The following is a 20,429-nucleotide window of genomic DNA, read 5'->3' as shown; positions in this document are numbered from 1 at the left end:
AACTAAAAATTTCGGATAAATTCTCGTCTATTACTAAATAACATAGATGTGATATGATTAAACGAATGAACTTTTGTTAGGAGAAAATCGATGAAAAACCCAATGGAAATAAGAAAAGGTTTATCTGGAACTTTTGCTCTGAATAAAGATGAACCTATTCATAGATGGTATAAATATGATGAAGGTTATTCGAGTGAATTAATATTTAATGAGTTTAAAAAACTACCTATTGAAGTAGAATCAATATTTGAGCCCTTCGCTGGTTCTGGTACCACACCTTTAGTAGCAGCACAATTAGGTATTGAATCCTTCTTTGCTGAAATAAATCCTTTTATGGCTTTTATTACTGAATCAAAGATAAATACTGTAAAAGAAGCATATATGAAGCAAAGTGAAGTCTTAGATACTTTTGATAGTCTAAAAAACCACATACAAGAAAGTGAAAATCAAATTAGTGATGAGAAGATTATTAATTATCAAGGATTTGAGAAGTATTTTGATGAAAGTATATTATTAAAAATTACAATAATAAGGAATTGCATCGATGCGCTTAAAGACCCAATTTCAAAAAGGTTGGCAAAGGTTGCCCTTTCTGCTATTGCTATAAAAGTTTCCAAAATGGTTAAACGAGGGGATTTGAGATATGCTAAAGAAAATGAGAAAAAGGTCGAAAGTTCAGAGGTTTTAGTATCATTCTTTGATAAACTAGACGAAATTGCATCCGATATAGTTGGCTATTCTCAAAGTATACAAGCTTCTACTCATTTTATCCATCCAGATGCGAGACAGGTAAACATATCCAAAGAAGTAGACTGTGTGATTACATCGCCACCATACTTAAACGGAACAAACTATATTAGAAATACAAAATTAGAACTTAAGTTATTAGATTTTATTGAAAGTGAGAAAGATTTGCCTTTGCTTCATTCTAATGGAATTATGGCTGGAATTAACAGTGTTTCAAAAAGAAGAAACATTCCACAGGTTTTTGATGAAGTTAAACCATACGTTAAACGTTTAGAGGAAGTATCTTACGATAAGAGAATTCCCATAATGGTTGGTGGTTATTTTTATGATATGAATAAAGTTTTCCAGAAGTTAAAGGATATTATTAGAAACGATGGTGTTTTCATACTAGATATAGGTGATTCACAGTTTGCTGGCATCCATATACCAACCGATAAATTACTATCTCAAATAGCTAATAAAAATGGCTTTGAACTTTATGAAGAAGAAGTTTTGAGAACAAGAAGGTCTAAGAATCAAATGCTATTATCCCAAAAAATACTGCGCTATCGCTTAAAAAAGTGAGGTGGTCCTATTGGAAACGTTGAAATTGGAAAACACTAATGAAGTTTTTAAAACATTCCAAAATAAGGCTTCGGATTTTATGGAAACCTTGCCTTACAAAGTTAGTCCATATAATGGAAGAAACTGGGGACATGCATGGCACTCTCTTTGCTCATATCATGGTAAGTTAAAACCTTCTATTGCCCACCACCTTATAAAGGAATTTACAGAACCAGGAGATAGTGTTTTAGACCCCATGAGTGGAGTAGGGACTATTCCTCTTGAGGCTTCCCTGCAAGGTAGGGTTGGAATAGGAAATGATTTAAATGAGCTAGCTTATTGTGTCACAAAAGCAAAGCTAGAAATAACAGATAGGCAAGAAGTTGATAGGGTCATGAGCGAACTCAATATCTTTGTCGAGGCATTTAAAAGGAGCTACTCAGACAAAGAAATCCCTTATAGTGACTTTGGATTTAATAATAAATTACCTAACTATTTTCATAAAGACACCTATTCAGAAATTATTGCTGCTAGACAATTCTTTCTAAATAGAATTGCTAAATTATCAACTGAAGAATCATTTGTTCTTTCATGTTTTTTACACATATTACATGGAAACCGCCCATATGCATTGTCGAGAAACTCCCATCCATTAACACCCTATTCTCCAACAGGTGAATTCATATATAAAAATGTTGTAGAACATATCCAAAGGAAAGTTGAGCTTTCATATAAAAAGGGGAACTGGGAAAACTTTTTAAATGGAAAAGCAATATTAGGCGATTTATTTGACTTAGAAGAAAAAATCGAAAAAGGCAAGGTTGATGTAATAATAACTTCACCACCATTTTTTGATTCTATACGGTTTTATAGTAGTAATTGGATGAGACTGTGGTTAGCTGGATGGGAACCAGATGATTTTAAAAAAGCTGATGAGGTATTTTTGGAGGGTAAGCAAAAAAAGAACCTAGGTATTTATGAAGACTTCTTTAAGGTATGTTCAAAGCTCCTTAAAGAAGATGGTAAAGTCATTCTACATTTAGGGAAATCTAAAAAAATTGATATGGCATTAGAGCTATCTCGGTACTCCAAAGAATATTTTCATACTGTTCATATAGGAAACGAAAACGTAGAAAAATTAGAAAAGCATGGAATAAGAGATAAAGGGTCTACAACTGACCATCAATTCTTATTTTTATTAAAAAAGTAAATTAAAGAAGCTGACGTCATGTCAGCCTCTTTAATTCTAACGCTTGTATTTTTGCTCATACTGCTGATTAGCAGCTTTTATCCATGTTGCTGATATACCGGATGAAAAATCAAAAAAGTCAATACCTGTATCATTTTTTATACGGTTTCGTAATTTGATTAATTCATCTATATACTTACTATAGTTATATAATATTGAATCGACAACCGACGTATCTTTCAATTTTTCTAATGCGGCTGCGTTGTATTGAGGCTCACCTGCCATCAAATCATAGGGAATACCAGTTAACACAGATAGTTTCCTTAACTCTTTATCTGTATAAAACTCATTTGGCCAACTTCCAGATTTCTCCCCATTACAAGTTCTGCATAACAAGGTAGCATTTTCTGTACTTAGTGAATAGAGGTAATATACTGGTAATGTGTGGTCTATGTTTCTTTCTATAGATTCTACTCCACTCAAATCTTCATTGCATTTAAAACAATGATGGTTAAATCTTGCGTATACTTTTTCACTATCAAGTTTTGAATGACCTGCTAAATCGGTGTATAATCTTCTCTTTTGGGCAGATTCCCTATGTTGGTCGGTAGTCCTAGTTTGATTTTTAATTTGGTTGTATTTATTTTTACAGATTCGGCATTCACCCTGCCTACCAGTTTTTCTAGGTTTGTGGTGTCCAAAAGCCGTTAATGGTTTCAAAGCATTACATACTATACAGTATTTGTATTCGAGTGCTTCTTCAATGTATTCATCATGATATACTATGAATTGACCATCTTCAATTAGTGATTCCTCACCATCTTGTGTAAGTACTAATTCATAATCGTAGAAGACGGATTCACCACCTTCATACATAATAAACCCACAGTCATTACAAGTAACTTCATGCTTTTGTTCATACTCATCTTTTCTTATTGTAATAAAATTTGTACATTCTGGATTTAAACATTGAAACCCTAAAAATGATACGTCTCCCATTCCTTTAACATGGTCTGCTCTTATTTGATTTTGCTTTTTAACTGTGCTGTATTTTGTCCTTCTAGCCAATTAAATTCCTCCTTCCCTATCTAGCAGAATATTACTTTATATTTTCAACTTTGCCAAGAGAAGTGAAATAAATTGGTATTTAAATATATATTATTAAGGTGAATAATCTGAGGGAGGATAATAGTTATGGGACAAGCAAAAAGAGTTAATGTTGTTTCACTAAAATTAGTAAGGGAATCAAGCATACTTTACAAAGAAAGGTCAGTAAGGTCACCAGAAGATGGATATCAACTGATGAAGCTGTTCCTTGCAGACAAAGACAGGGAGCATTTCATTGTCGCTTCACTCGATACGAAAAATCAACCAGTATCAATTAATATTTGTCACATTGGAAGCTTAAACGCTAGTTTAGTACATCCTAGGGAAGTAATGAAGTCAGCGATTATAAGCAATGCAGCTTCAATAATATGTGGACATAATCATCCATCGGGGCTACCAGAACCAAGTAAAGAAGATATTGAGGTTACAAAGAGATTAGTGGAAGCAGGAAAAATCATAGGTATAGACGTTCTTGACCACCTCATCGTGGGTGACGAATCATTCATGTCATTAAAAGAAAAAGGCTATATTTGAAAGGAGTAAAAAAACAATGAAAACAACAAAAAGCATGATAAAAACAGAAGTCATCTATGATGATGAAATGAAAAACAAGTACCTTATTAGGAAAGAATGGGACAAGAACAGGAAAAAAGCACTTGTTATCATGAAAAACGCAGGTCAGGCAGATGAAATTGCACAAGACCAAACAACGATGTACGTTATTAATAACCTTTCTAAATTGGAATACGGAGTTGTTGATATTGTAAATTTATTTCCATCTATTGATGGAAATGAAACGAAAGAGTCTGCTATTGAAAATTTGAAATGTATTCAAGAAGCTATTGCTAGAGTAGATGATGTCATTATTGCAGTCGGAAAAGGAGCAAAGACAAGCAAGAAAGCTGTTGAACGGTTAAACATGATTTTAGCCTTATTGCTAGATAAGAAGGCAAACATTCTTCAAATTGAAACAAATTTTGGTCGGAAAGGTTTTCATCCTCTCTACCATGCACTGAAACATCAGTGGAAATTAGTACCTTATGATGATAGCCAAAAGGTGAGTTAATAATATTATAAATGAAAGGAGCACGCTATGTTTGGTATCGAGCAATTGATAGGTTTTATGAAAAATAAATTCGGTGTAGTAATTGAATTGAATGCGGTAGGGGAGGAAACGGTACTTCTATACCATGAAGAACTAGACGAGGAACTCATTTCAGGAGAAGTGTTGCAAATATTACCGAATCCTGTTTCATTTCACACATATATATACAATGAAGAGTCAGAGTGGATTATTGGAATTGCCTTAGAAGCAGAAACCAATAATCCACTCTTTTTAGTTTGTCTGAAAGATGGGGTAAGGGTGCATGAGAAATTGCTAAATGGGGGGAAATTAAAATGACAGAACAACATAAGCCACGATATGTAACGAGAGCTATAAATGGAGAATTAAATATAGAAATACAAGTTCTTCTGTGGGAGCTTTTGGACTCAATTGCAGTTAGTAGGAAAGATAAAATGGACTACTTACAGGTTTTTGAAATTGTTAATAGTGGTAACAAATTGAAAATAACTAACCGACAAGAACAACCTGCCATGAAGAAAGAATTGATTATAGAAAGTACATTGGAGATAAAAGATACTACTGTTTGGATTATTAATGAGCCTAACTATCAAACAATGTTGTTCCCAAGTGATTATTAATGGTAAAAGCTATTTCTAATAAGTAAAATAATAGCAATGGATTAAGAAAATCGGGATTGTAAAACCCCCGATTTTTTTTGGAAGTTACATATAAAAAGGAAGAAGGGATATTTCCGATGGATAAAGAAACCTTTAGTTTAACAGACTTGACCAAAAAAATAACGGGTATAGAAGATAAGGATTCTGATGAATTTAACAGAAAAAGAAAGGAAATTTCTAGGCATATTAAGAAGATGAGGAAGTCACTTGGATTGCCAGATGGGACGTTTGAAGCGCCCATTGAGCAAATGGATTCTTATGTGTATATTATCAATGAATTGCTAAATAACTATGATAACGATGAGTTACTTAACTTTTTGAATAAAAGAGTTGCAACAGGTAAGGAACTAAAAGGCGAGTTGGATAATGAGAATCTGAAAAAGTTAACTAATATTTATGCTGAAGCAGAAAGAATGAAATTGAATGCCGATGAAAAAGTGTTATTTGATAAATGGCTACAAGACCAACTTTCTGATGATTATTATAACGAAAGTGAAAAGCAAATAGATGAAATAACAAATTTAGTCAAGGATGACTTTTCCTTAATTAATGATATAAATAACCTTGATGTTAAACTGAAGTTTCAACAAGAATACTTAAATGATATAAAAGCTATTAGTTCTTTGTATCGAAAACAAGTTCAAGAAAAACTATTGTTTGAAAGTTGCTTTCTTGAGGTTGTTTCTCAATATGAACAATTTCAAGATAAACGGATGTTCACACTTTATGATTTCCTATCTTTACCTCATAATATTCAAAATGAGATAAATCTATTAGTTGAAAAAAGACGTTCACAAACTTCTGAAGGGTAATCTTTCAGAAGTTTTTTTGTCAAGGACAACTTTTGATGGTTTTTCTCCCTAAACCTGTCCGTGAACCCCACTAAAATCTGCTCTATACTCGGATTTGTAAACAAAAACAAATCGGAGGTAATGTTCCATGACCCGTAAAAAAACAAATTTCCAAATTGCGTTAAGTGCCTTAACTGATTCCCGCAGTGACCATTATGATGGGGTGAATGCTATTTATCGCCTAGCAGCATGTGTACCAATACCAAAAGGTACTTCTTCTGACGGCATTAGAAGGCAAATAAAGAAATTATTAAAAGACCTTAAGAGATTAGTAGTTTTACCTAATCGTATCAATATTCATGATGACATGATTGAAATTGACTTTTATCCAAAAGGTTATCAGATGGTCATGAATCAAGGGCAATATATAGGGTTGCTAATTGAATTTGCTGATTTTCTAAATAAAGCGCCTATAGATGACCTGTTAATTCAAGAATTTTTTTTGGGTGACGACCCAGAGGATACAGTTAGAAGTATAGGCAACGATAAGGTCAATTTCTTCCCCGAATTCAATTCAACTTGTTTTGGTGCAGAAGATAAGGAACCTATTGAAATTACAAACTGTGCTTTAGACAAGTATAAGGAGGTAGCGTAATGGCACTCAAAAAAGTAAGACGTCCAGTACTAAATAAACCTAGTGAAGATAACGACAAAGGGTTGGAGCAAGAACAGCCTGAAAAAGAAGTTAACGAAAGAGGAAAGGAAGAACCTTCTATGAACCAATTAAATACAGTTAATGATTACAACGTAAACGAAAGTCCCGATAAAATTTCTAGTTCTACTACTAAAGAGGATTCTCCATTGGATAGAATCATATCATTTGAAGATGATTCTGTTTCAATGCAACGGATGGCAAAAGTAGATGAAGGTTTGTTTGACTACCAGATTGATAATATTACAGCTCGTGAAAATGTAGAAACTCGATACGGTTTTAAAGACCAGTATGTGATTGCTTTTTCTCTTTATAGTGAAGGCACCGAGCAAATTACAAAACTATCACTTCCTTATAACAACTCAACTAACCAACAATCTGCACTTATGATGTTTCTTGGAGCCTTCAAAGAAGTATTTAAGGGGCAAAGAATATCAATGAGACACTTAATTGGTTTAACTGGACAAGCAAAAATTCATCATGTGACCTCAGAAGCTGGTAATGTCTTTGAAAAAATTGAAATTTTAACTGTTGAAAATCCAAACACATAATAACAGAAGGGGATTAACCCTTTCTGTTGTAAAGGAGATAAGTAAAAATGAAGCATATAAAGGATGTTTTGAAGAAGGAATTATCACCTTTTATCTCACCTTATACGGTTAGAAAGCTAAGATTACTTGAAAAAAGTGAAAGAACTAGAAAACTACTTGAAAGTACCCATTTGAAAGAACAACTTTCGATGTTAATAACGGCATTGGAAATGATTGTCGGTTCCGAAAGCCTCCGATATTTTAAGGCAATGCTTTATGGTTTTAATCAATCGCCGCAACACCAATCTGCAAAAATATATGAATCTGCAGGTCGTGTTGTGGAGGAAATAATTCCTGAGGAACTGATGACTGAACTACAACAGTTAATCATCATAAGTAAAGCGGAAGAACATGGTTTTCTATACGATGAGAAAAAGAATGCTTATACCTTTAATGCGAATGTCTTTGCCAAGCAATTTATTAGTCGCTGTCATGTTCGTTCTACAAAAGATGGGCGACTATTCCTTTACCATAGGAAAGGTGTCTTCGAGGAACTATCTAAGGTTGAATTAGGTAAAGTAATTCGAACACTGATGCATGAAGGGCGTAGGAATAGCTGGAATAGCAAGGCTGAAGAAGAAGTCGTCAAAGCATTATTACGAGAATCAAACACGGTTGAAGAAATGAACTCTAACAGAAACTTTATCAATCTAAAAAATGGGATGTTGGGTTTGGATAGTTTTGAGTTACATCCCCATCATCCAAGTTATTTATCAACGGTACAATTGCCAATGCATTATGACTCAAACGCTGTTGCTCCAGCATTTATGCAGTTTCTAAGCGAAATAACGTTGGATGATGAGGAGCTTATTCGGGTTCACCAGGTTCACCAAGAAATTTTAGGCTATCTCTTATCGGCTGAAACAAAAGCAGAAAAGGCATTTTTCTTTTACGGTAGTGGTGCAAATGGAAAGAGTGTCCTTGCTTCTATCATTACTAAATTGGTAGGAAAAGAGAATGTTAGTAGCATTCCATTGGCTGAGTTTAGTAAGCAATTTGGTCTAGAGGGTCTAATTAATAAAACAGTGAATATTGCCGCTGAAAATGAAATGGGTGGTAAAGCATTAAAAACAGAAAACTTTAAAGCAATTGTTAGTGGTGACACGATAACTATTAATATCAAATACTATCCGTCAATAACCTATAAACCGCATTGCAAACTCGTCTTTGTTGTTAATAATTTACCAGATTCAATGGATGTCACTAATGGATTTTTTAGAAAGCTTATGCTTTTACCATTTAGACGTACATTTAAGCCAAATGAAAGAAATGTAAATCTAACACAAGAACTATTAGCAGAACTTCCTGGGATATTAAACTGGGCAATAGAAGGTCTGAAACGATTGAGAGAAAATAACTATCAATTTAGCCAATGTAATGTAATTGAAGAATGTCATCAAACATACTATGCGGAACAAAATCCTGTTAAGGAATTTTTCAACGAGCATGTTGTCTTAAAAGAGGGAATTCGGACAAGGCAGTCTGACTTTCATGGAAAATATTTAACATGGTTAACTATGCAAGGTATTGATGACAAAGGGACAAAATCTAAACAAAATTTTTGGAGAAACTTCAAAATTACTCTGGAAAATGAATGTATTCCGATTGTGAAAAAGAAGGTCAGGGGGACCATTTACTATGATGGAATGGAAATTGTTGGATTAGACAATCTCCAAGTACCAGCATTAAATGGAGAATTCATTCAATTTTAGGGGGCTAGGGGGAATGTAAAAACCAAAAAATGGGTGGAAATAAGATTGCAGAAAATCAAATAAAATAAAAGTTTCCATTTTACTCACCACCCCTACCCCCTAACTTAAAAATATAAACAAAAGCAAAATAAAATATATATCATAAATCAGATGAGAGGGACATCAGCATGAATATGGAAGATACACAAGAATACAAATATCAAACTCTTATAGACATATTAGCAGAAATGGTCAAAGGATATTTGACTAATCAACCAACGCAAAAAGAGGGGGAGAAAAAAGATGAATCAACTAATTAATCCATTAGACCAGCTTGAGCTAAATAACCAAAATGGAACACAGAAACGTGTCGCTCTGTATGCTCGTGTATCCACTGTTGAACAAGCTGAGGAAGGTTACAGTATAGACGAGCAGATAAATGTTTTAAGAGAGTGGTGCGAGAGAGAAGGATATACTATTTATAAGGAATATATTGACAGAGGAATAAGTGGTAAAAACATTAAAGGTAGACCTGCTATTCAACAGTTATTATATGAAGCTAATCAAAAGTGCTTTGATATCGTATTAGTGTGGAAAATGAATCGACTTTCAAGAAAAAGCGTTGACCTTCTTAACATTGTAGATAAGTTGCAAAACAAGAATATTGGCTTTCGCTCTTACACAGAAAGGTATGAAACTGAATCGCCAACAGGAAGACTTCAATTTCAAATGATGGCTGCAATTGCGGAATTTGAACGTGCTAATATTGCTGAAAATGTAAAAATGGGAATGATAGCAAGAGCAAAAGAAGGTTCCTGGAATGGTGGGCAAGTCCTTGGATATGATGTAGTAAGTGTTCCTAGCGATAATAGAAAAAGAAAAATATCTAAACTCATAATCAATGAAGAAGAAGCATTTATAGTACGGAAGGTATTTGGATTGTATGTCCAGGGAAATGGATATAAGTCAATTGCAAACCGTTTGAATAAAGAGGGATATAAAACTAAGAAAAATAAAGCATTTTCTATAAACGGTATTAAAACCATTCTTTGTAATCCTCTATATGCTGGATTTATAAGGTATAACGTTCGACGAGACTGGAGTGAAAAGAGAAGAAATAATATAAATCCAAACCCAGTCATTGTAAAAGGTCAACATGAGCCAATTATATCAGATGATATATGGGAACAGACTAAAAGTATTATGAAATCCCGTACTGGAAAACCAAATCGAATTCATAGCGGTGAATTCCCACTTACAGGTATCCTAAGATGTCCAGTGTGTGGTTCGGGTATGGTATTAGGGAGAACCACTAATCGTAATAAAGACGGAAGTAAGCGTGTACTCGAATACTATGTTTGTGGAGCATGGAAAAACAAAGGAACAGCAGTGTGTAATTCAAATGGTGTAAGGACACAGTATGCTGATGAATATGTTCTTCAAAAAATAGCTGATTTAGCCAGTAATGAAGTGTTGGTTAAACAAATTGTCGATAGAATTAATCAAAAGAATGAGGATGGCATAATACCGCTACAGAAGGAATATGAAATGCTAAAAAAATCAATATCTGCTATACAATCTAAAAAGGACAAATACCTAAGATTATATGTAGATGAAGTAATTAGTAAAGGTGACCTTACCAGTCAACTAACTAATCTTGATAACGAAAAGGAACGTCTAGAAAAAAGACTATCACCAATTGAAGGAAAGTTAGAACATGGTGGAATCCAACATGTTAATCATGAGGTAGTTGGGGAAGTTATGAAGAACTTTGTGACCGTCTATAAGAAGTCATTGACGGCAGAGCAACGTAAGAAACTGTTGCAACTCTTGATTCATAAAATAACTCTTTCAGAAGACAGGAAAATTGACACTATACAAATACAACTGAATAAAGGAGTAGCAAAATACTTCACATTTAAGGGAGGAGCAAATTCGTCTATCACGGATGAATTTGCTCCTCCTTTTTCTATTTTCATTGACCTATAAAAAGGAGCGTAAAACTATATGAGTATTATTAAAGTATTTAGAAGTTATATGGAAAAATATCATTCGCATTTAGCATATAAAGATTGGAAAGCGGATGTAAGACTAGTATTAGTGCAGGATATTCCAAATGAACACCTTAAGGCTATAATCCCGAAAGAAATTAGTGAGCCTATAACATGTTGGTTGTTTTATTATGATAGTGGTCTAAATAACATTGTATGTCTGTTACAGGACAAAAGGGGTGTAAAGGAGTTTGCAATTAGTTTATTAAAGGATGGTGAGCTAGTAAACCCTATAAGCTTTATTTGAGTATGCTGTAAGAAGTCTAATAGTATTACTAAAAATTCAATAGGCAATTTCTAACTGGGACTATGATAGTTGCAGTTTATTTGTGTTTGATTAGTGATTTTATAAGGAGGTGAAATGATGTCCTCAATTGACCTATTCAAAAAAGGTGTGTCTTTTGGTGTTTCTCTTTACATTTTAATCAAGGAAAAAATTAATAGGGGGTAATCATAATGCAATATTTCTTAATGGGAACAGTAGTAGGGGTTGTAGCTTGTTATGCATTCGAAAAATTTCAAAGGTCATATTGGAGTGTTAGCAGATGAGAGAAATTCGATGTTTAAAAGACTTTGAATCATTTGCTAGTAAAATAAATGATAATCAATTAGGTTACTTGAAACAGGAATTTTATGGACTTTATGAATATCTAAGCAATGGTGAAGAAGTAGAGGACTTTCTACTTATGCCCTATGAATCTATGATAATATTGGAGGATAAGGAAGAGTTAGACAAGGTAATTGAAAATAAAATGGAATTAGAATTTATAGAAGAAGTATACCTAAATAATAAAGTAGTTTTACGCATTGGCATTAGAAGCTTCGAAGATATTCAACTTCATTACTCAATCTTTGAATATAAAAAAACAAAGGGGGAAATACCATGAATGAATCGAAGGAATCACTTTCTACTTCAAAAATAGAAAGGGCAAAATTACTTTTAAAACGAGCAATACGTTATCAATCAGAATTGTCTCAGACATCAATTGCACATGAAGTAATAGATAGAGCTACCCCTGTTGTTTGGTTTGGAAATACTTCTCCTAATAATTGGGTAACAATTGCAACTAACCCCTCATCAAATGAATTTCTTGATAGAGATGATAATTTGTTGTTAGGCGAAAAATCACGCTTTTATGTAAGGGGTACAGGAGTGTCTTTAGAAAAATATGAGGTAAGTGATAAACAATTAGAAACAACTATTGAAATGTATAACTCTTATTTTGAAAGAGATACAGCTTATCGTGGTTGGTTTGGTAAGAAAAATGGAGCTAGATTAGAAGGCTTCCTAAATGGAATGGGAGGTTCTTTATATTCAAACTATAACAAGAAAAGAGTTGTACACACAGATTTCTTTCCTATTCCTACTAGAAGTCAGATGAGTAGAATAAGACAAAAAGCTAATTTACTTGAATCTCAATTTGCAAAGGATTTCATTAGAGATACCTTGGATTTTCTAAGTCCCTCATTAATTATTGTATTAGGAAAAGAGCATTGTTCTAGGCTTACATTAGAAAAGGAATTTAGCTTTGAAAGTATTAAGTCAATTAAGGACTTTCCAGATTCTAAATATCAAGTTGGCTTTTATCATCCACTAGGAGTACCTGTAGTTGGTCTACACTTTAAACCTTCGGAGCAATTTATTGGTTTAGGGGGAAATAAGGCTGATTTAAATGGAAAGGGTCATGGAGATTATGCAAGAAAAACTTCTTTAAATCAAATGGGAAGTGAAGTTTTAACCGAACTAAAAGCAATTTTCCCTAATCTCAGTATTTGATATTTAGAAGCTAAAGCATATTAAGGTAATAATAATTTAAAAATGGAATTTTATGAGGTGGCAACCATGAAAAAAAGTGAATTTAAGGATGAAGTATTTAAATTATTAGATTACAAGGTCGAAGGATTAGACTTAAATGGAAAAATAAATTTAGTTAGAGCATATTTAATTGAAAAAGAAAAGGATACAGAATATGATGATTCAAACAAAGGAAAAGAATGGTCTGATGATGAGTTACGAATTGTTTTATCCTTCTCTCCTACCAAGACTAATTGCTTATTTTTAGCTAAAGCATTTAAACGTGGTTATGGAAGTATTGAACAGATTTTCAGATGGGCATCTACTAGTGATAGAGTTATCAGCGATAAGGGAAGAACGGATGATAAATTCATACAACAAGTAAAGCGTGTTTCAAAGGAAGTTGGCTGGAGGGTTTAAAAACCTCATTTAGATACATTACGGTGAACCGTATCATAAATAAGATATCCCAATTGTCAAAGACAACTTTTCAACGGTTCTCTTAACAATCATCCTCATTTCTGTATTGCCAGCCATTATAGGTGTCATCCGGGGGAATATGAAGAAAAGATTGGATCAAGTTCATATCGAAGTTGATTTAAATAAACTGGAACTGACGATGTTTTGCTTTCATCAGTTCCAGTAAATAATGATTGGAAATATCCAACAATTTGTGATAGTTATTCTAAATCAACCCTCATTCGGAAGTACGAGTATTTCCACGCGTCTGTTCTTTTGACGGTTTTCTATATTTGTATTCGGTACAGCCGGTTTGTATTCACCATATCCCTTTGCACTAAACAAAGTAGGATCTAAATTACCCTGTCCCAGTATTACTGTCATGAAATTAACCGCTCTTGCTACACTAAGTTCCCAGTTTGATGCATAAGAACTATTGGAAATTGGTGTATCATCGGTATGTCCATTAACTACCACTTCATGGGGTGGATCGGAATAGAGCAGTTTTGCGACCTCTCTCGCCGTACTCTGGGCATCCTTTTTTACTTCGGCACTGCCTTTGTCAAAAAAGACATTATCCAAAATAGTAATCATCAATCCCTCACCCGTTAGTTCCGTGTGAAATTTTCCTGCCAATTCATTTTTGGTAACGTAGGAATCGATGCTTTCTTTTATTTGCTGTAAATCTTGCTGGGCAACATCATTTTGATTTTTTTCATCCTTTGGTTCATCATCTGTAAAAGTATTTGTTTTCTTGGATGATTGATCTTCAGGAGTTTGTCCTTCCTGGGGTTTGCTTTCCTCATCAAGGATTCCAGCTCCCCCTGATTTAAATTCACTTCGAAACACCTCAGCAAGCTTTTCATATTTCTGGGAATCCACTTCACTAACAGCAAATAAAATGATGAATAAAGCTAGAAGAAGCGTGAGCATATCTGAATATGGAAGCAGCCAAGATTCACCGATCTCCGGTCTTTTCTTTTTTTTACTCATATGACTTCTCCTGTTTCAACTTTGCCAATTCTTTTGACGAAAGGAAGGCATTTAATTTCTCCTCAATCATAGCTTTTGATTGACCAAGGGCTATGGAAACAACTCCTTCAATAATCAGTTGCTTCTGCAGTACTTCTTTGTTGGACTTCTCACGTAGCTTATTGGCAAAAGGGTGCCATAGTACATAACCTGTAAAAATCCCTAATAGAGTAGCGACGAAAGCAGCAGAAATTGCATAGCCTAAAGCATCTGTATCTGACATATCAGCTAAGGCTGCTATTAATCCGACTACAGCACCTAAAACCCCCAGTGTCGGAGCATAGGTTCCTGCCTGCGTAAAAACTCCAGCCCCTTCTTCATGCCTTTCTTCCATCGCTTCAATTTTCTTTAACAATACTTCTTTTATATATTCCGTTTCCTGTCCATCCAACATTAATTGCATACCTGTGCGCAAAAAGTCATCTTCTATAGGTTCAATTTCATTTTCTAATGCCAACAAACCTTCTTTCCTTGTCAAATCTGACCATTCGCTAAATTGCTGAATCAATTCCTTATAACTTTTCAATTTCTGTTGTGTAAATACAATACGGAAATACGAAGGAACCTTTCGAATCGTACTTGTAGGAAAAGCTATCATAACAGCACCAATTGTCCCCAAAATAATAATAAGAATGGCTGCTGGGTTGACTAAAGCAGTTAAGCTTACTCCCTTTAGTACCATACCTACTCCAATTGCAATTAATCCGATGAGCAAGCCTAAAATAGTTGCTATATCCATAAATTAACACCCCAATATCTGTTCTATTCAACATCAATCTATTATTACAACAGTTCATCTATCTAGTTCTTTTATCGGGGGTATTTAGATATATATCAAGCTTTCTAAATAAATATGTAAAATTCTGTTTTTCGCTGAAAGTCAAATAAGGTGTGTTTTTGCTTTGTATGAAAGTAGTTATGTTCATGAATGGAAAAACAAAGTATGACCGCGAAAGGGATGAAAATCCTACTGACATTATGAGGTTCTTACTAAAAATAAAAACAATTAATTACTTTGTTCAACTATTGGAAGGATTACCGCAATAACGGTAGTGCTTTTAAGTACGTAAAGGACGGCTGATTTTATTTAATAAAAAAGAGTGTTGACTAGGGCAAAAGTTCTATATGTATGCTCATCGCACAAAAAGGCAGAGGGAACCACCTCTGCCTAATGGCTATCCTAATATTTCCAATGATTCCCGAACAAATGCCGGTATATCATCTGGTGTTCTACTGGTGACTAGTTGGTTCTGGCATACAACTACCTCTTTGTCATGGAAATTCGCACCGGCATTTTTTAAATCAACATGAATGGATTTATATCCGGTTACGTCGCGTCCTTCAAGTGTTTCTGCGGTAATTAGCAGCTGAGGTCCGTGACAAATAGCTAATACTGGTTTTTTAGCATCCATAAATGCTTTACTAAAGTTAACAAAACGCTTGTCTGCACGAAGAATATCCGGAAAAAATCCACCTGGTATGAATAGGGCATCAAACTCATCCGGGGAAACATCATTAATACCTTTATCAATGACGACCTCACTATTTCCTTGCTTGCCCTTCACTGTTTTTCCTTTTTCCATTTCAATTGTCGTTATTTCATGACCTTTTTCCTTAAAGGATTTAACTGGTTCCGTATATTCCGAGTCCTCGAAATAATCCGTTACTAATACAGCAATTTTTTTACTCAATGAAATCAACTCCTTAATATTAAACTACCCGTTTTTATATGATTAAAACATGTATGGTCGATATCAAAAACATAGATAGTTGCTATATACTTTTTTGTAAGCGATGGCTTCCTTTATCTGTTGAATGGCTAACGGGTTGAAAGGTTAATTAGAATAAGGCTTTTTAAGGAAGAGTAACCTTTGCTTTAAAACATAGATTTATGAGGGGCCGATGGGAAATTCACGATAACTTGTGGTTGTGGTCTATTCCTATATTCTCGGCATGTATCCCAGTACTTGATCCCCCATATCCTAACTCTTCCTTCAACCTCTTAATCTCTTTTCGAACGGCATCTGCTTCTTGCGGATTTACTAACATACTTGAATTCTTCAATCGCTTCTTTTGTTCCTTCTGTTCCATAAACCAATCAGGAATCACCTCATGTTTCTTAGGAGGGATATAATGATATTGACGCTGTTTCTTATATCGAAAATCCACATCCTCGGCCATTACCGCATTTACACTACGGATTCCTTTCTTTTTCCACGTTTGTAAAATACTTTTCACATATCCCCAACTCGTTTTATTTCTATCCAATGCACGTTTCATCGCTTCCATCACTAATGTTTCCCCCATGTCCCTTGCCCAATTATTTATGGAATCCTTTAAAAAGGGGTTAATAGCCCCAAAGTTATCTTGATAAAACTTAAATACGCCTTTTTCTTCAGCATCTTTCCTTGTTACTGTTTTACCTGTAGTTTCTTCCTGGCTCTCAACATGTTCCGCTTGTTTCGCTACATTTTCATCAGCTAATTCCGCTGAAACCACATCTGCACCATGCATGTTCGAATCGATCTGTTGTTCCTCAAGGTTTCTTTCTATCAAACTAATTATTTGATAAATGGGTGCTTGATTGCCCCCTTGAGGTTGATAGGAAATGTATCCTTTTTCTTTTAACTCTGTCCTCGCCCGCTTAAAACTTGATTCAGTCAAACCTGATTTAATTAAAAAGTTACGGCCAAAATATGCAAAGAATGCGGATAGTCTTATCATGACATCGCAAATGATAGCGATACATTTTCAAACGGTAGCAGCAGCTAATAACTATTGGAAGTAAGCTAATCCCACTTGGAATACTAAATAAAAGCCGATTCTTATCAAGTAAAGAATCGGCTTTTATTTAGTATTTTTAGATTGGAGAATTCGACTTTTGTCCCCTCTCCCATATCTTATGAATGCAATATTCTCTGCTTTATTTCTTGATTACGTTGTTTAAATATCTCATTATGTGATGATACCATGGCAAATCCTTCTGCATCAGGTTGAATATATTGTTTTGCTTTATTCACCGCATTTGCTGCATCTTGGAATGCACCTGCAATCAAATGTAATTTGCCCTTATGGTGGAGTATATCTCCAGCTGCATAAAGTCCGGGAACAGAGCTTTCACTACTCGTATTACCTGCAATATAGTATCCCTCTGCAATTTCAATATCTAGAGAACTATTTTGAAGCAGGGATGTATCACGTTCATAGCCATGATTAATAATTACTTCATCAATTGGCAAGGAAACGGTTTCCTTTGTTTGATGATTAGTTAACTCAACATGTTCTATTAAATCCCTATTCGTACGAGATATTAATTTCGTAATCGAACAATTAAAGTAGCATACTGCGGAACTATTTAATAAACGGGTAGCCTGTGCTTCGTGGCCGGATAGGACATCCTTACGATACGTAAGATATACATTCTTAGCAATGTTCTCCAGTTCATTGGCCCAATCGATTGCTGTATTCCCTCCGCCAGAGATAATGACCGATTTATCTTTAAACTGTTGGAGTGATTTAACCGTGTAATTCAGATTGGTAACTTCATACCTCTCAGCACCTTCAATATTAAGCCGTTGTGGATTTAAGATTCCGCCACCGACAGCTACGATTACAGTTTTAGAAAAGTGAACTTGGCCAGAAGCGCCTTGTAAAGTGAAAATGCCATCTTCATTTTTACTGATGGATTCCACTTTTTCATTCATTACGACGGTTGGATGAAATGTTAAGCCTTGCTCCGTTATTTGATTGATGAAATCCGCTCCGGAAATAGGTGTTAAACCACCAATATCCCAAATCATCTTTTCGGGATATACATGAACCTTGCCACCAAGAACAGGTTGATATTCGATAATTTTTGTTTTTAATTCTCGTAATCCACTATAAAAAGCCGAATATAATCCAGCTGGGCCTCCTCCAATTACCGTTACATCAAATAATTCATCCTGCTTCACTTTTAATCACTCCTTAAAAGGCTTCTAATTGATTATCATTCTCAGTTAAAAACTCTTTTTTGTCAAGCGATAAAAAGAAAACTACTATATATTGCATGTTTAGTGTAGGAAGAGGAAAGCTATAGTCATATCTAGTTAATGTTTACATATCATCTTTTGGGGATCGTATATACTCCTATGCTCCTTTAGATAAAAAAGCATTGACAAACGAAATCAAGCAAATTATAATTTAAGAGAAAGTAATGATAATGATTATCATTATCGTCTATTTATGAAAATTGAAATGAGGTCCTGATATGTATCGTCTACGGACTGAAAATATAAATATCGGTTATGGAGAACACTTAATTGTAAAAGATCTAAGCGTTGAGATTCCAGATAAGAAAATAACGACGATTATTGGCTCGAATGGTTGCGGGAAATCTACATTGTTAAAAGCAATTACTCGAATTATTTCACATGAATCTGGGGCAGTCATTTTAGATGGCAATGATATATCCAAGCAGGATACGAAAAAGGTAGCAAAAAAAATGGCTATTCTCCCACAAACTCCCGAAAGTACAAACGGATTAACTGTTGGGGAACTAGTATCTTACGGTCGCTTTCCTTATCAAAGTGGATTTGGTCGGCTTTCGAAACGTGATTATGAAGTCATTGAATGGGCACTTGAAGTTACAGGAACCTTGGAATATCGTTTTCTTCCTGTAGATACATTATCCGGAGGACAGAGGCAACGAGTCTGGATTGCTATGGCACTCGCCCAAGAGACAGAGATTATTTTTCTTGATGAACCTACAACATATTTAGACATGGCGCATCAGCTTGAAGTATTAGAACTTTTGCAAAGGCTTAATAAAGAACAAGAAAGAACTATTATTATGGTATTGCATGACTTAAATCAAGCTGCTCGTTTTGCTGATTATATCATTGCCCTAAAAAATGGATGCATTATTAAATCAGGAGATTGCGAAACAGTACTTACCCATGATGTTCTTCGAGAGGCATTTCACATTGATGCCGAAATTGGCAGAGACCCACGTACAAATAAACCGATGTGTATCACATACAATTTAATCAAAGAGGAGAAACTATTATGAAAAAGATAATCATTCCTTTTGCTATCTTATTCATACTACTTATAGCTTGTAGTAATGAAGATGCTGAAACGGATAATACAGATAAGAACTCAGATACGATTACATACGAATCGGAAAATGGACCAATTGAAGTTCCGGCGAATCCACAGCGTGTCGTTGTTCTTTCATCTTTTGCTGGAAATGTGATGGCTTTGGATGTGGACCTTGTTGGAGTTGATTCTTGGGCGAAAATGAATCCTCAGTGGGAAGAGGAATTAGCCGATGTAGAAGAAGTAAGTGATGAAAGTTTAGAAAAAATTATTGAATTAGAACCGGATTTAATTATTGGCCTTTCCAGTATTAAAAATGTGGACAAGTTAAACGAAATTGCTCCGACTGTAACATATACGTATGGCGCTGTCGATTACTTAACACAGCATATTGAAATTGGAAAGTTGTTAAATAAGGAAGAAGAGGCGAAAGCTTGGGTTGATGATTTCAAACAAAGAGCCGAAGAAGCGGGCAATGAAATTCGCGCAGAAATTGGTGAAGAGGCAACGGTTTCGGTTATAGAAAGTTTTGATAAACAGCTTTATGTATATGGAGACAATTGGGGCCGTGGTACAGAAATTCTTTATCAGGAAATGAATTTGAAAATGCCAGAAAAAGTTGCTGAAGTAGCACAGGACGCTGGGTATTACGCCATGTCTTCGGAAGTACTTCCGGAATATGCTGGTGATTATATTATCTTCAGCCGATTCGATGAAACGCACAATTCATTTATGAACTCAGACACTTATAAAAATATACCTGCAGTAGCTAATAATCATGTGTTTGAAGTTAATGGGTATGAGTTTTACTTTAATGATCCTTTAACACTAGAATATCAGCTTGCTTTTTTCAAAGAAGCTTTCCTTAATAAATGAACGAAAACTATAGAGAAAAGATGA

25 protein-coding genes are annotated in these 20,429 nt (G+C 34.6%); 19 read left to right on the top strand and 6 right to left on the bottom strand.

Annotated elements, in window-relative coordinates; all coding sequences use genetic code 11:
- Positions 1 to 90: 90 nt before the first annotated feature.
- Both MHI02_RS00845 and MHI02_RS00840 read left to right on the top strand, forming a co-directional pair.
- The gene (locus MHI02_RS00845; protein ID WP_224443467.1) at positions 91 to 1,311 is read left to right on the top strand and encodes a hypothetical protein; all 1,221 of its coding nucleotides are present in this window, start codon (positions 91 to 93) and stop codon (positions 1,309 to 1,311) included.
- Positions 1,312 to 1,321: 10 nt separating this feature from the next.
- Complete coding sequence (locus MHI02_RS00840) at positions 1,322 to 2,500, top strand: DNA methyltransferase (protein WP_224443466.1); 1,179 nt, start codon at positions 1,322 to 1,324, stop codon at positions 2,498 to 2,500.
- A gap of 36 nt (positions 2,501 to 2,536) precedes the next feature.
- Here MHI02_RS00840 and MHI02_RS00835 read toward each other — a convergent pair whose 3' ends face one another.
- Positions 2,537 to 3,547 carry an HNH endonuclease gene (locus tag MHI02_RS00835; protein ID WP_224443465.1) on the bottom strand — a complete coding sequence of 337 codons (1,011 nt, stop codon included), beginning with the start codon at positions 3,545 to 3,547 and terminating at the stop codon, positions 2,537 to 2,539.
- A 126-nt stretch (positions 3,548 to 3,673) separates the two neighbouring features.
- Between MHI02_RS00835 and MHI02_RS00830 the strand changes: the two genes are divergently transcribed.
- From MHI02_RS00830 to MHI02_RS00765, 14 genes are all read left to right on the top strand, one after another.
- Positions 3,674 to 4,120: a JAB domain-containing protein gene (locus MHI02_RS00830; RefSeq protein ID WP_224443464.1), complete on the top strand. Its 447-nt coding sequence runs from the start codon at positions 3,674 to 3,676 to the stop codon at positions 4,118 to 4,120.
- A gap of 16 nt (positions 4,121 to 4,136) precedes the next feature.
- On the top strand, positions 4,137 to 4,652 hold the full coding sequence (locus MHI02_RS00825) for a DUF1643 domain-containing protein (protein WP_224443463.1): 516 nt from the start codon (positions 4,137 to 4,139) through the stop codon (positions 4,650 to 4,652).
- Positions 4,653 to 4,679: 27 nt separating this feature from the next.
- A complete protein-coding gene (locus tag MHI02_RS00820) occupies positions 4,680 to 4,988 on the top strand; it encodes a hypothetical protein (RefSeq protein ID WP_224443462.1) in 309 nt (102 codons plus the stop codon).
- Positions 4,985 to 5,290: a DUF960 family protein gene (locus tag MHI02_RS00815; protein ID WP_224443461.1), complete on the top strand. Its 306-nt coding sequence runs from the start codon at positions 4,985 to 4,987 to the stop codon at positions 5,288 to 5,290. Before MHI02_RS00820 ends, MHI02_RS00815 begins: the two co-directional genes overlap by 4 nt.
- A 116-nt stretch (positions 5,291 to 5,406) precedes the next feature.
- A complete protein-coding gene (locus MHI02_RS00810; protein WP_224443460.1) occupies positions 5,407 to 6,141 on the top strand; it encodes a hypothetical protein in 735 nt (244 codons plus the stop codon).
- A 127-nt stretch (positions 6,142 to 6,268) separates the two neighbouring features.
- The gene (locus tag MHI02_RS00805) at positions 6,269 to 6,775 is read left to right on the top strand and encodes a hypothetical protein (protein WP_224443459.1); all 507 of its coding nucleotides are present in this window, start codon (positions 6,269 to 6,271) and stop codon (positions 6,773 to 6,775) included.
- Positions 6,775 to 7,383, top strand: a complete 609-nt coding sequence (locus MHI02_RS00800; RefSeq protein WP_224443458.1) for a hypothetical protein — start codon at positions 6,775 to 6,777, stop codon at positions 7,381 to 7,383. Before MHI02_RS00805 ends, MHI02_RS00800 begins: the two co-directional genes overlap by 1 nt.
- A gap of 47 nt (positions 7,384 to 7,430) precedes the next feature.
- The gene (locus MHI02_RS00795; RefSeq protein WP_341165582.1) at positions 7,431 to 9,134 is read left to right on the top strand and encodes a DNA primase family protein; all 1,704 of its coding nucleotides are present in this window, start codon (positions 7,431 to 7,433) and stop codon (positions 9,132 to 9,134) included.
- 167 nt (positions 9,135 to 9,301) lie between these two features.
- On the top strand, positions 9,302 to 9,433 hold the full coding sequence (locus MHI02_RS00790) for a hypothetical protein (protein WP_262735429.1): 132 nt from the start codon (positions 9,302 to 9,304) through the stop codon (positions 9,431 to 9,433).
- Entirely contained in the window at positions 9,417 to 11,102 is a 1,686-nt protein-coding gene (locus tag MHI02_RS00785) for a recombinase family protein (RefSeq protein WP_319612173.1), read from the top strand. The genes MHI02_RS00790 and MHI02_RS00785 overlap by 17 nt, the downstream gene beginning before the upstream one ends.
- 18 nt (positions 11,103 to 11,120) lie before the next feature.
- The gene (locus MHI02_RS00780) at positions 11,121 to 11,411 is read left to right on the top strand and encodes a hypothetical protein (RefSeq protein ID WP_224443455.1); all 291 of its coding nucleotides are present in this window, start codon (positions 11,121 to 11,123) and stop codon (positions 11,409 to 11,411) included.
- A 298-nt stretch (positions 11,412 to 11,709) separates the two neighbouring features.
- Complete coding sequence (locus tag MHI02_RS00775) at positions 11,710 to 12,051, top strand: hypothetical protein (RefSeq protein ID WP_262721956.1); 342 nt, start codon at positions 11,710 to 11,712, stop codon at positions 12,049 to 12,051.
- Positions 12,048 to 12,941 carry a hypothetical protein gene (locus MHI02_RS00770; protein WP_224443452.1) on the top strand — a complete coding sequence of 298 codons (894 nt, stop codon included), beginning with the start codon at positions 12,048 to 12,050 and terminating at the stop codon, positions 12,939 to 12,941. Before MHI02_RS00775 ends, MHI02_RS00770 begins: the two co-directional genes overlap by 4 nt.
- A gap of 66 nt (positions 12,942 to 13,007) precedes the next feature.
- On the top strand, positions 13,008 to 13,379 hold the full coding sequence (locus tag MHI02_RS00765; RefSeq protein WP_224443451.1) for a hypothetical protein: 372 nt from the start codon (positions 13,008 to 13,010) through the stop codon (positions 13,377 to 13,379).
- A 270-nt stretch (positions 13,380 to 13,649) separates the two neighbouring features.
- On the opposite strand, the gene motB is transcribed toward MHI02_RS00765, so the two are convergent.
- The 4 genes from motB to MHI02_RS00745 all read right to left on the bottom strand — a co-directional run bounded on the left by motB (position 13,650) and on the right by MHI02_RS00745 (position 17,174).
- Positions 13,650 to 14,411 (bottom strand): flagellar motor protein MotB, encoded by a 762-nt coding sequence (gene motB, locus MHI02_RS00760; RefSeq protein ID WP_047186150.1) that lies wholly within the window; start codon positions 14,409 to 14,411, stop codon positions 13,650 to 13,652.
- Complete coding sequence (gene motA, locus MHI02_RS00755) at positions 14,404 to 15,189, bottom strand: flagellar motor stator protein MotA (protein ID WP_047186149.1); 786 nt, start codon at positions 15,187 to 15,189, stop codon at positions 14,404 to 14,406. Before motA ends, motB begins: the two co-directional genes overlap by 8 nt.
- Positions 15,190 to 15,625: 436 nt before the next feature.
- Entirely contained in the window at positions 15,626 to 16,141 is a 516-nt protein-coding gene (locus tag MHI02_RS00750; protein ID WP_341165581.1) for a type 1 glutamine amidotransferase domain-containing protein, read from the bottom strand.
- A gap of 220 nt (positions 16,142 to 16,361) precedes the next feature.
- Positions 16,362 to 17,174 (bottom strand): DnaD domain-containing protein, encoded by an 813-nt coding sequence (locus tag MHI02_RS00745; protein ID WP_084824102.1) that lies wholly within the window; start codon positions 17,172 to 17,174, stop codon positions 16,362 to 16,364.
- Between MHI02_RS00745 and MHI02_RS00740 the strand changes: the two genes are divergently transcribed.
- Positions 17,125 to 17,238 (top strand): hexameric tyrosine-coordinated heme protein, encoded by a 114-nt coding sequence (locus tag MHI02_RS00740; RefSeq protein ID WP_341166091.1) that lies wholly within the window; start codon positions 17,125 to 17,127, stop codon positions 17,236 to 17,238. The two genes, MHI02_RS00745 and MHI02_RS00740, sit on opposite strands and share 50 nt — an antisense overlap.
- 112 nt (positions 17,239 to 17,350) lie before the next feature.
- Here MHI02_RS00740 and MHI02_RS00735 read toward each other — a convergent pair whose 3' ends face one another.
- Positions 17,351 to 18,403 carry an NAD(P)/FAD-dependent oxidoreductase gene (locus MHI02_RS00735; protein ID WP_047186146.1) on the bottom strand — a complete coding sequence of 351 codons (1,053 nt, stop codon included), beginning with the start codon at positions 18,401 to 18,403 and terminating at the stop codon, positions 17,351 to 17,353.
- 296 nt (positions 18,404 to 18,699) lie between these two features.
- Between MHI02_RS00735 and MHI02_RS00730 the strand changes: the two genes are divergently transcribed.
- Together MHI02_RS00730 and MHI02_RS00725 are read left to right on the top strand one after the other, a co-directional pair.
- Positions 18,700 to 19,500 (top strand): ABC transporter ATP-binding protein, encoded by an 801-nt coding sequence (locus MHI02_RS00730; RefSeq protein ID WP_047186145.1) that lies wholly within the window; start codon positions 18,700 to 18,702, stop codon positions 19,498 to 19,500.
- Positions 19,497 to 20,405 carry an iron-hydroxamate ABC transporter substrate-binding protein gene (locus MHI02_RS00725; RefSeq protein WP_047186144.1) on the top strand — a complete coding sequence of 303 codons (909 nt, stop codon included), beginning with the start codon at positions 19,497 to 19,499 and terminating at the stop codon, positions 20,403 to 20,405. Before MHI02_RS00730 ends, MHI02_RS00725 begins: the two co-directional genes overlap by 4 nt.
- The last annotated feature ends 24 nt before the right edge of the window (positions 20,406 to 20,429 follow it).

Source organism: Oceanobacillus sp. FSL K6-0118 (assembly GCF_038006665.1).
Lineage (GTDB): Bacteria > Bacillota > Bacilli > Bacillales > Amphibacillaceae > Oceanobacillus > Oceanobacillus caeni.
This window is presented reverse-complemented; position numbering and strand designations above follow the sequence as displayed.

Excerpts from the sequence above, each read along its gene's own strand:
- MHI02_RS00845 (WP_224443467.1), top strand. The coding sequence starts at position 91 with ATGAAAAACCCAATGGAAATAAGAAAAGGTTTATCTGGAACTTTTGCT.
- MHI02_RS00830 (WP_224443464.1), top strand. The coding sequence starts at position 3,674 with ATGGGACAAGCAAAAAGAGTTAATGTTGTTTCACTAAAATTAGTAAGG.
- MHI02_RS00825 (WP_224443463.1), top strand. The coding sequence starts at position 4,137 with ATGAAAACAACAAAAAGCATGATAAAAACAGAAGTCATCTATGATGAT.
- MHI02_RS00820 (WP_224443462.1), top strand. The coding sequence starts at position 4,680 with ATGTTTGGTATCGAGCAATTGATAGGTTTTATGAAAAATAAATTCGGT.
- MHI02_RS00815 (WP_224443461.1), top strand. The coding sequence starts at position 4,985 with ATGACAGAACAACATAAGCCACGATATGTAACGAGAGCTATAAATGGA.
- MHI02_RS00810 (WP_224443460.1), top strand. The coding sequence starts at position 5,407 with ATGGATAAAGAAACCTTTAGTTTAACAGACTTGACCAAAAAAATAACG.
- MHI02_RS00805 (WP_224443459.1), top strand. The coding sequence starts at position 6,269 with ATGACCCGTAAAAAAACAAATTTCCAAATTGCGTTAAGTGCCTTAACT.
- MHI02_RS00800 (WP_224443458.1), top strand. The coding sequence starts at position 6,775 with ATGGCACTCAAAAAAGTAAGACGTCCAGTACTAAATAAACCTAGTGAA.
- MHI02_RS00795 (WP_341165582.1), top strand. The coding sequence starts at position 7,431 with ATGAAGCATATAAAGGATGTTTTGAAGAAGGAATTATCACCTTTTATC.
- MHI02_RS00790 (WP_262735429.1), top strand. The coding sequence starts at position 9,302 with ATGAATATGGAAGATACACAAGAATACAAATATCAAACTCTTATAGAC.
- MHI02_RS00785 (WP_319612173.1), top strand. The coding sequence starts at position 9,417 with ATGAATCAACTAATTAATCCATTAGACCAGCTTGAGCTAAATAACCAA.
- MHI02_RS00780 (WP_224443455.1), top strand. The coding sequence starts at position 11,121 with ATGAGTATTATTAAAGTATTTAGAAGTTATATGGAAAAATATCATTCG.
- MHI02_RS00775 (WP_262721956.1), top strand. The coding sequence starts at position 11,710 with ATGAGAGAAATTCGATGTTTAAAAGACTTTGAATCATTTGCTAGTAAA.
- MHI02_RS00770 (WP_224443452.1), top strand. The coding sequence starts at position 12,048 with ATGAATGAATCGAAGGAATCACTTTCTACTTCAAAAATAGAAAGGGCA.
- MHI02_RS00765 (WP_224443451.1), top strand. The coding sequence starts at position 13,008 with ATGAAAAAAAGTGAATTTAAGGATGAAGTATTTAAATTATTAGATTAC.
- motB (WP_047186150.1), bottom strand. The coding sequence starts at position 14,411 with ATGAGTAAAAAAAAGAAAAGACCGGAGATCGGTGAATCTTGGCTGCTT.
- motA (WP_047186149.1), bottom strand. The coding sequence starts at position 15,189 with ATGGATATAGCAACTATTTTAGGCTTGCTCATCGGATTAATTGCAATT.
- MHI02_RS00745 (WP_084824102.1), bottom strand. The coding sequence starts at position 17,174 with ATGATAAGACTATCCGCATTCTTTGCATATTTTGGCCGTAACTTTTTA.
- MHI02_RS00730 (WP_047186145.1), top strand. The coding sequence starts at position 18,700 with ATGTATCGTCTACGGACTGAAAATATAAATATCGGTTATGGAGAACAC.
- MHI02_RS00725 (WP_047186144.1), top strand. The coding sequence starts at position 19,497 with ATGAAAAAGATAATCATTCCTTTTGCTATCTTATTCATACTACTTATA.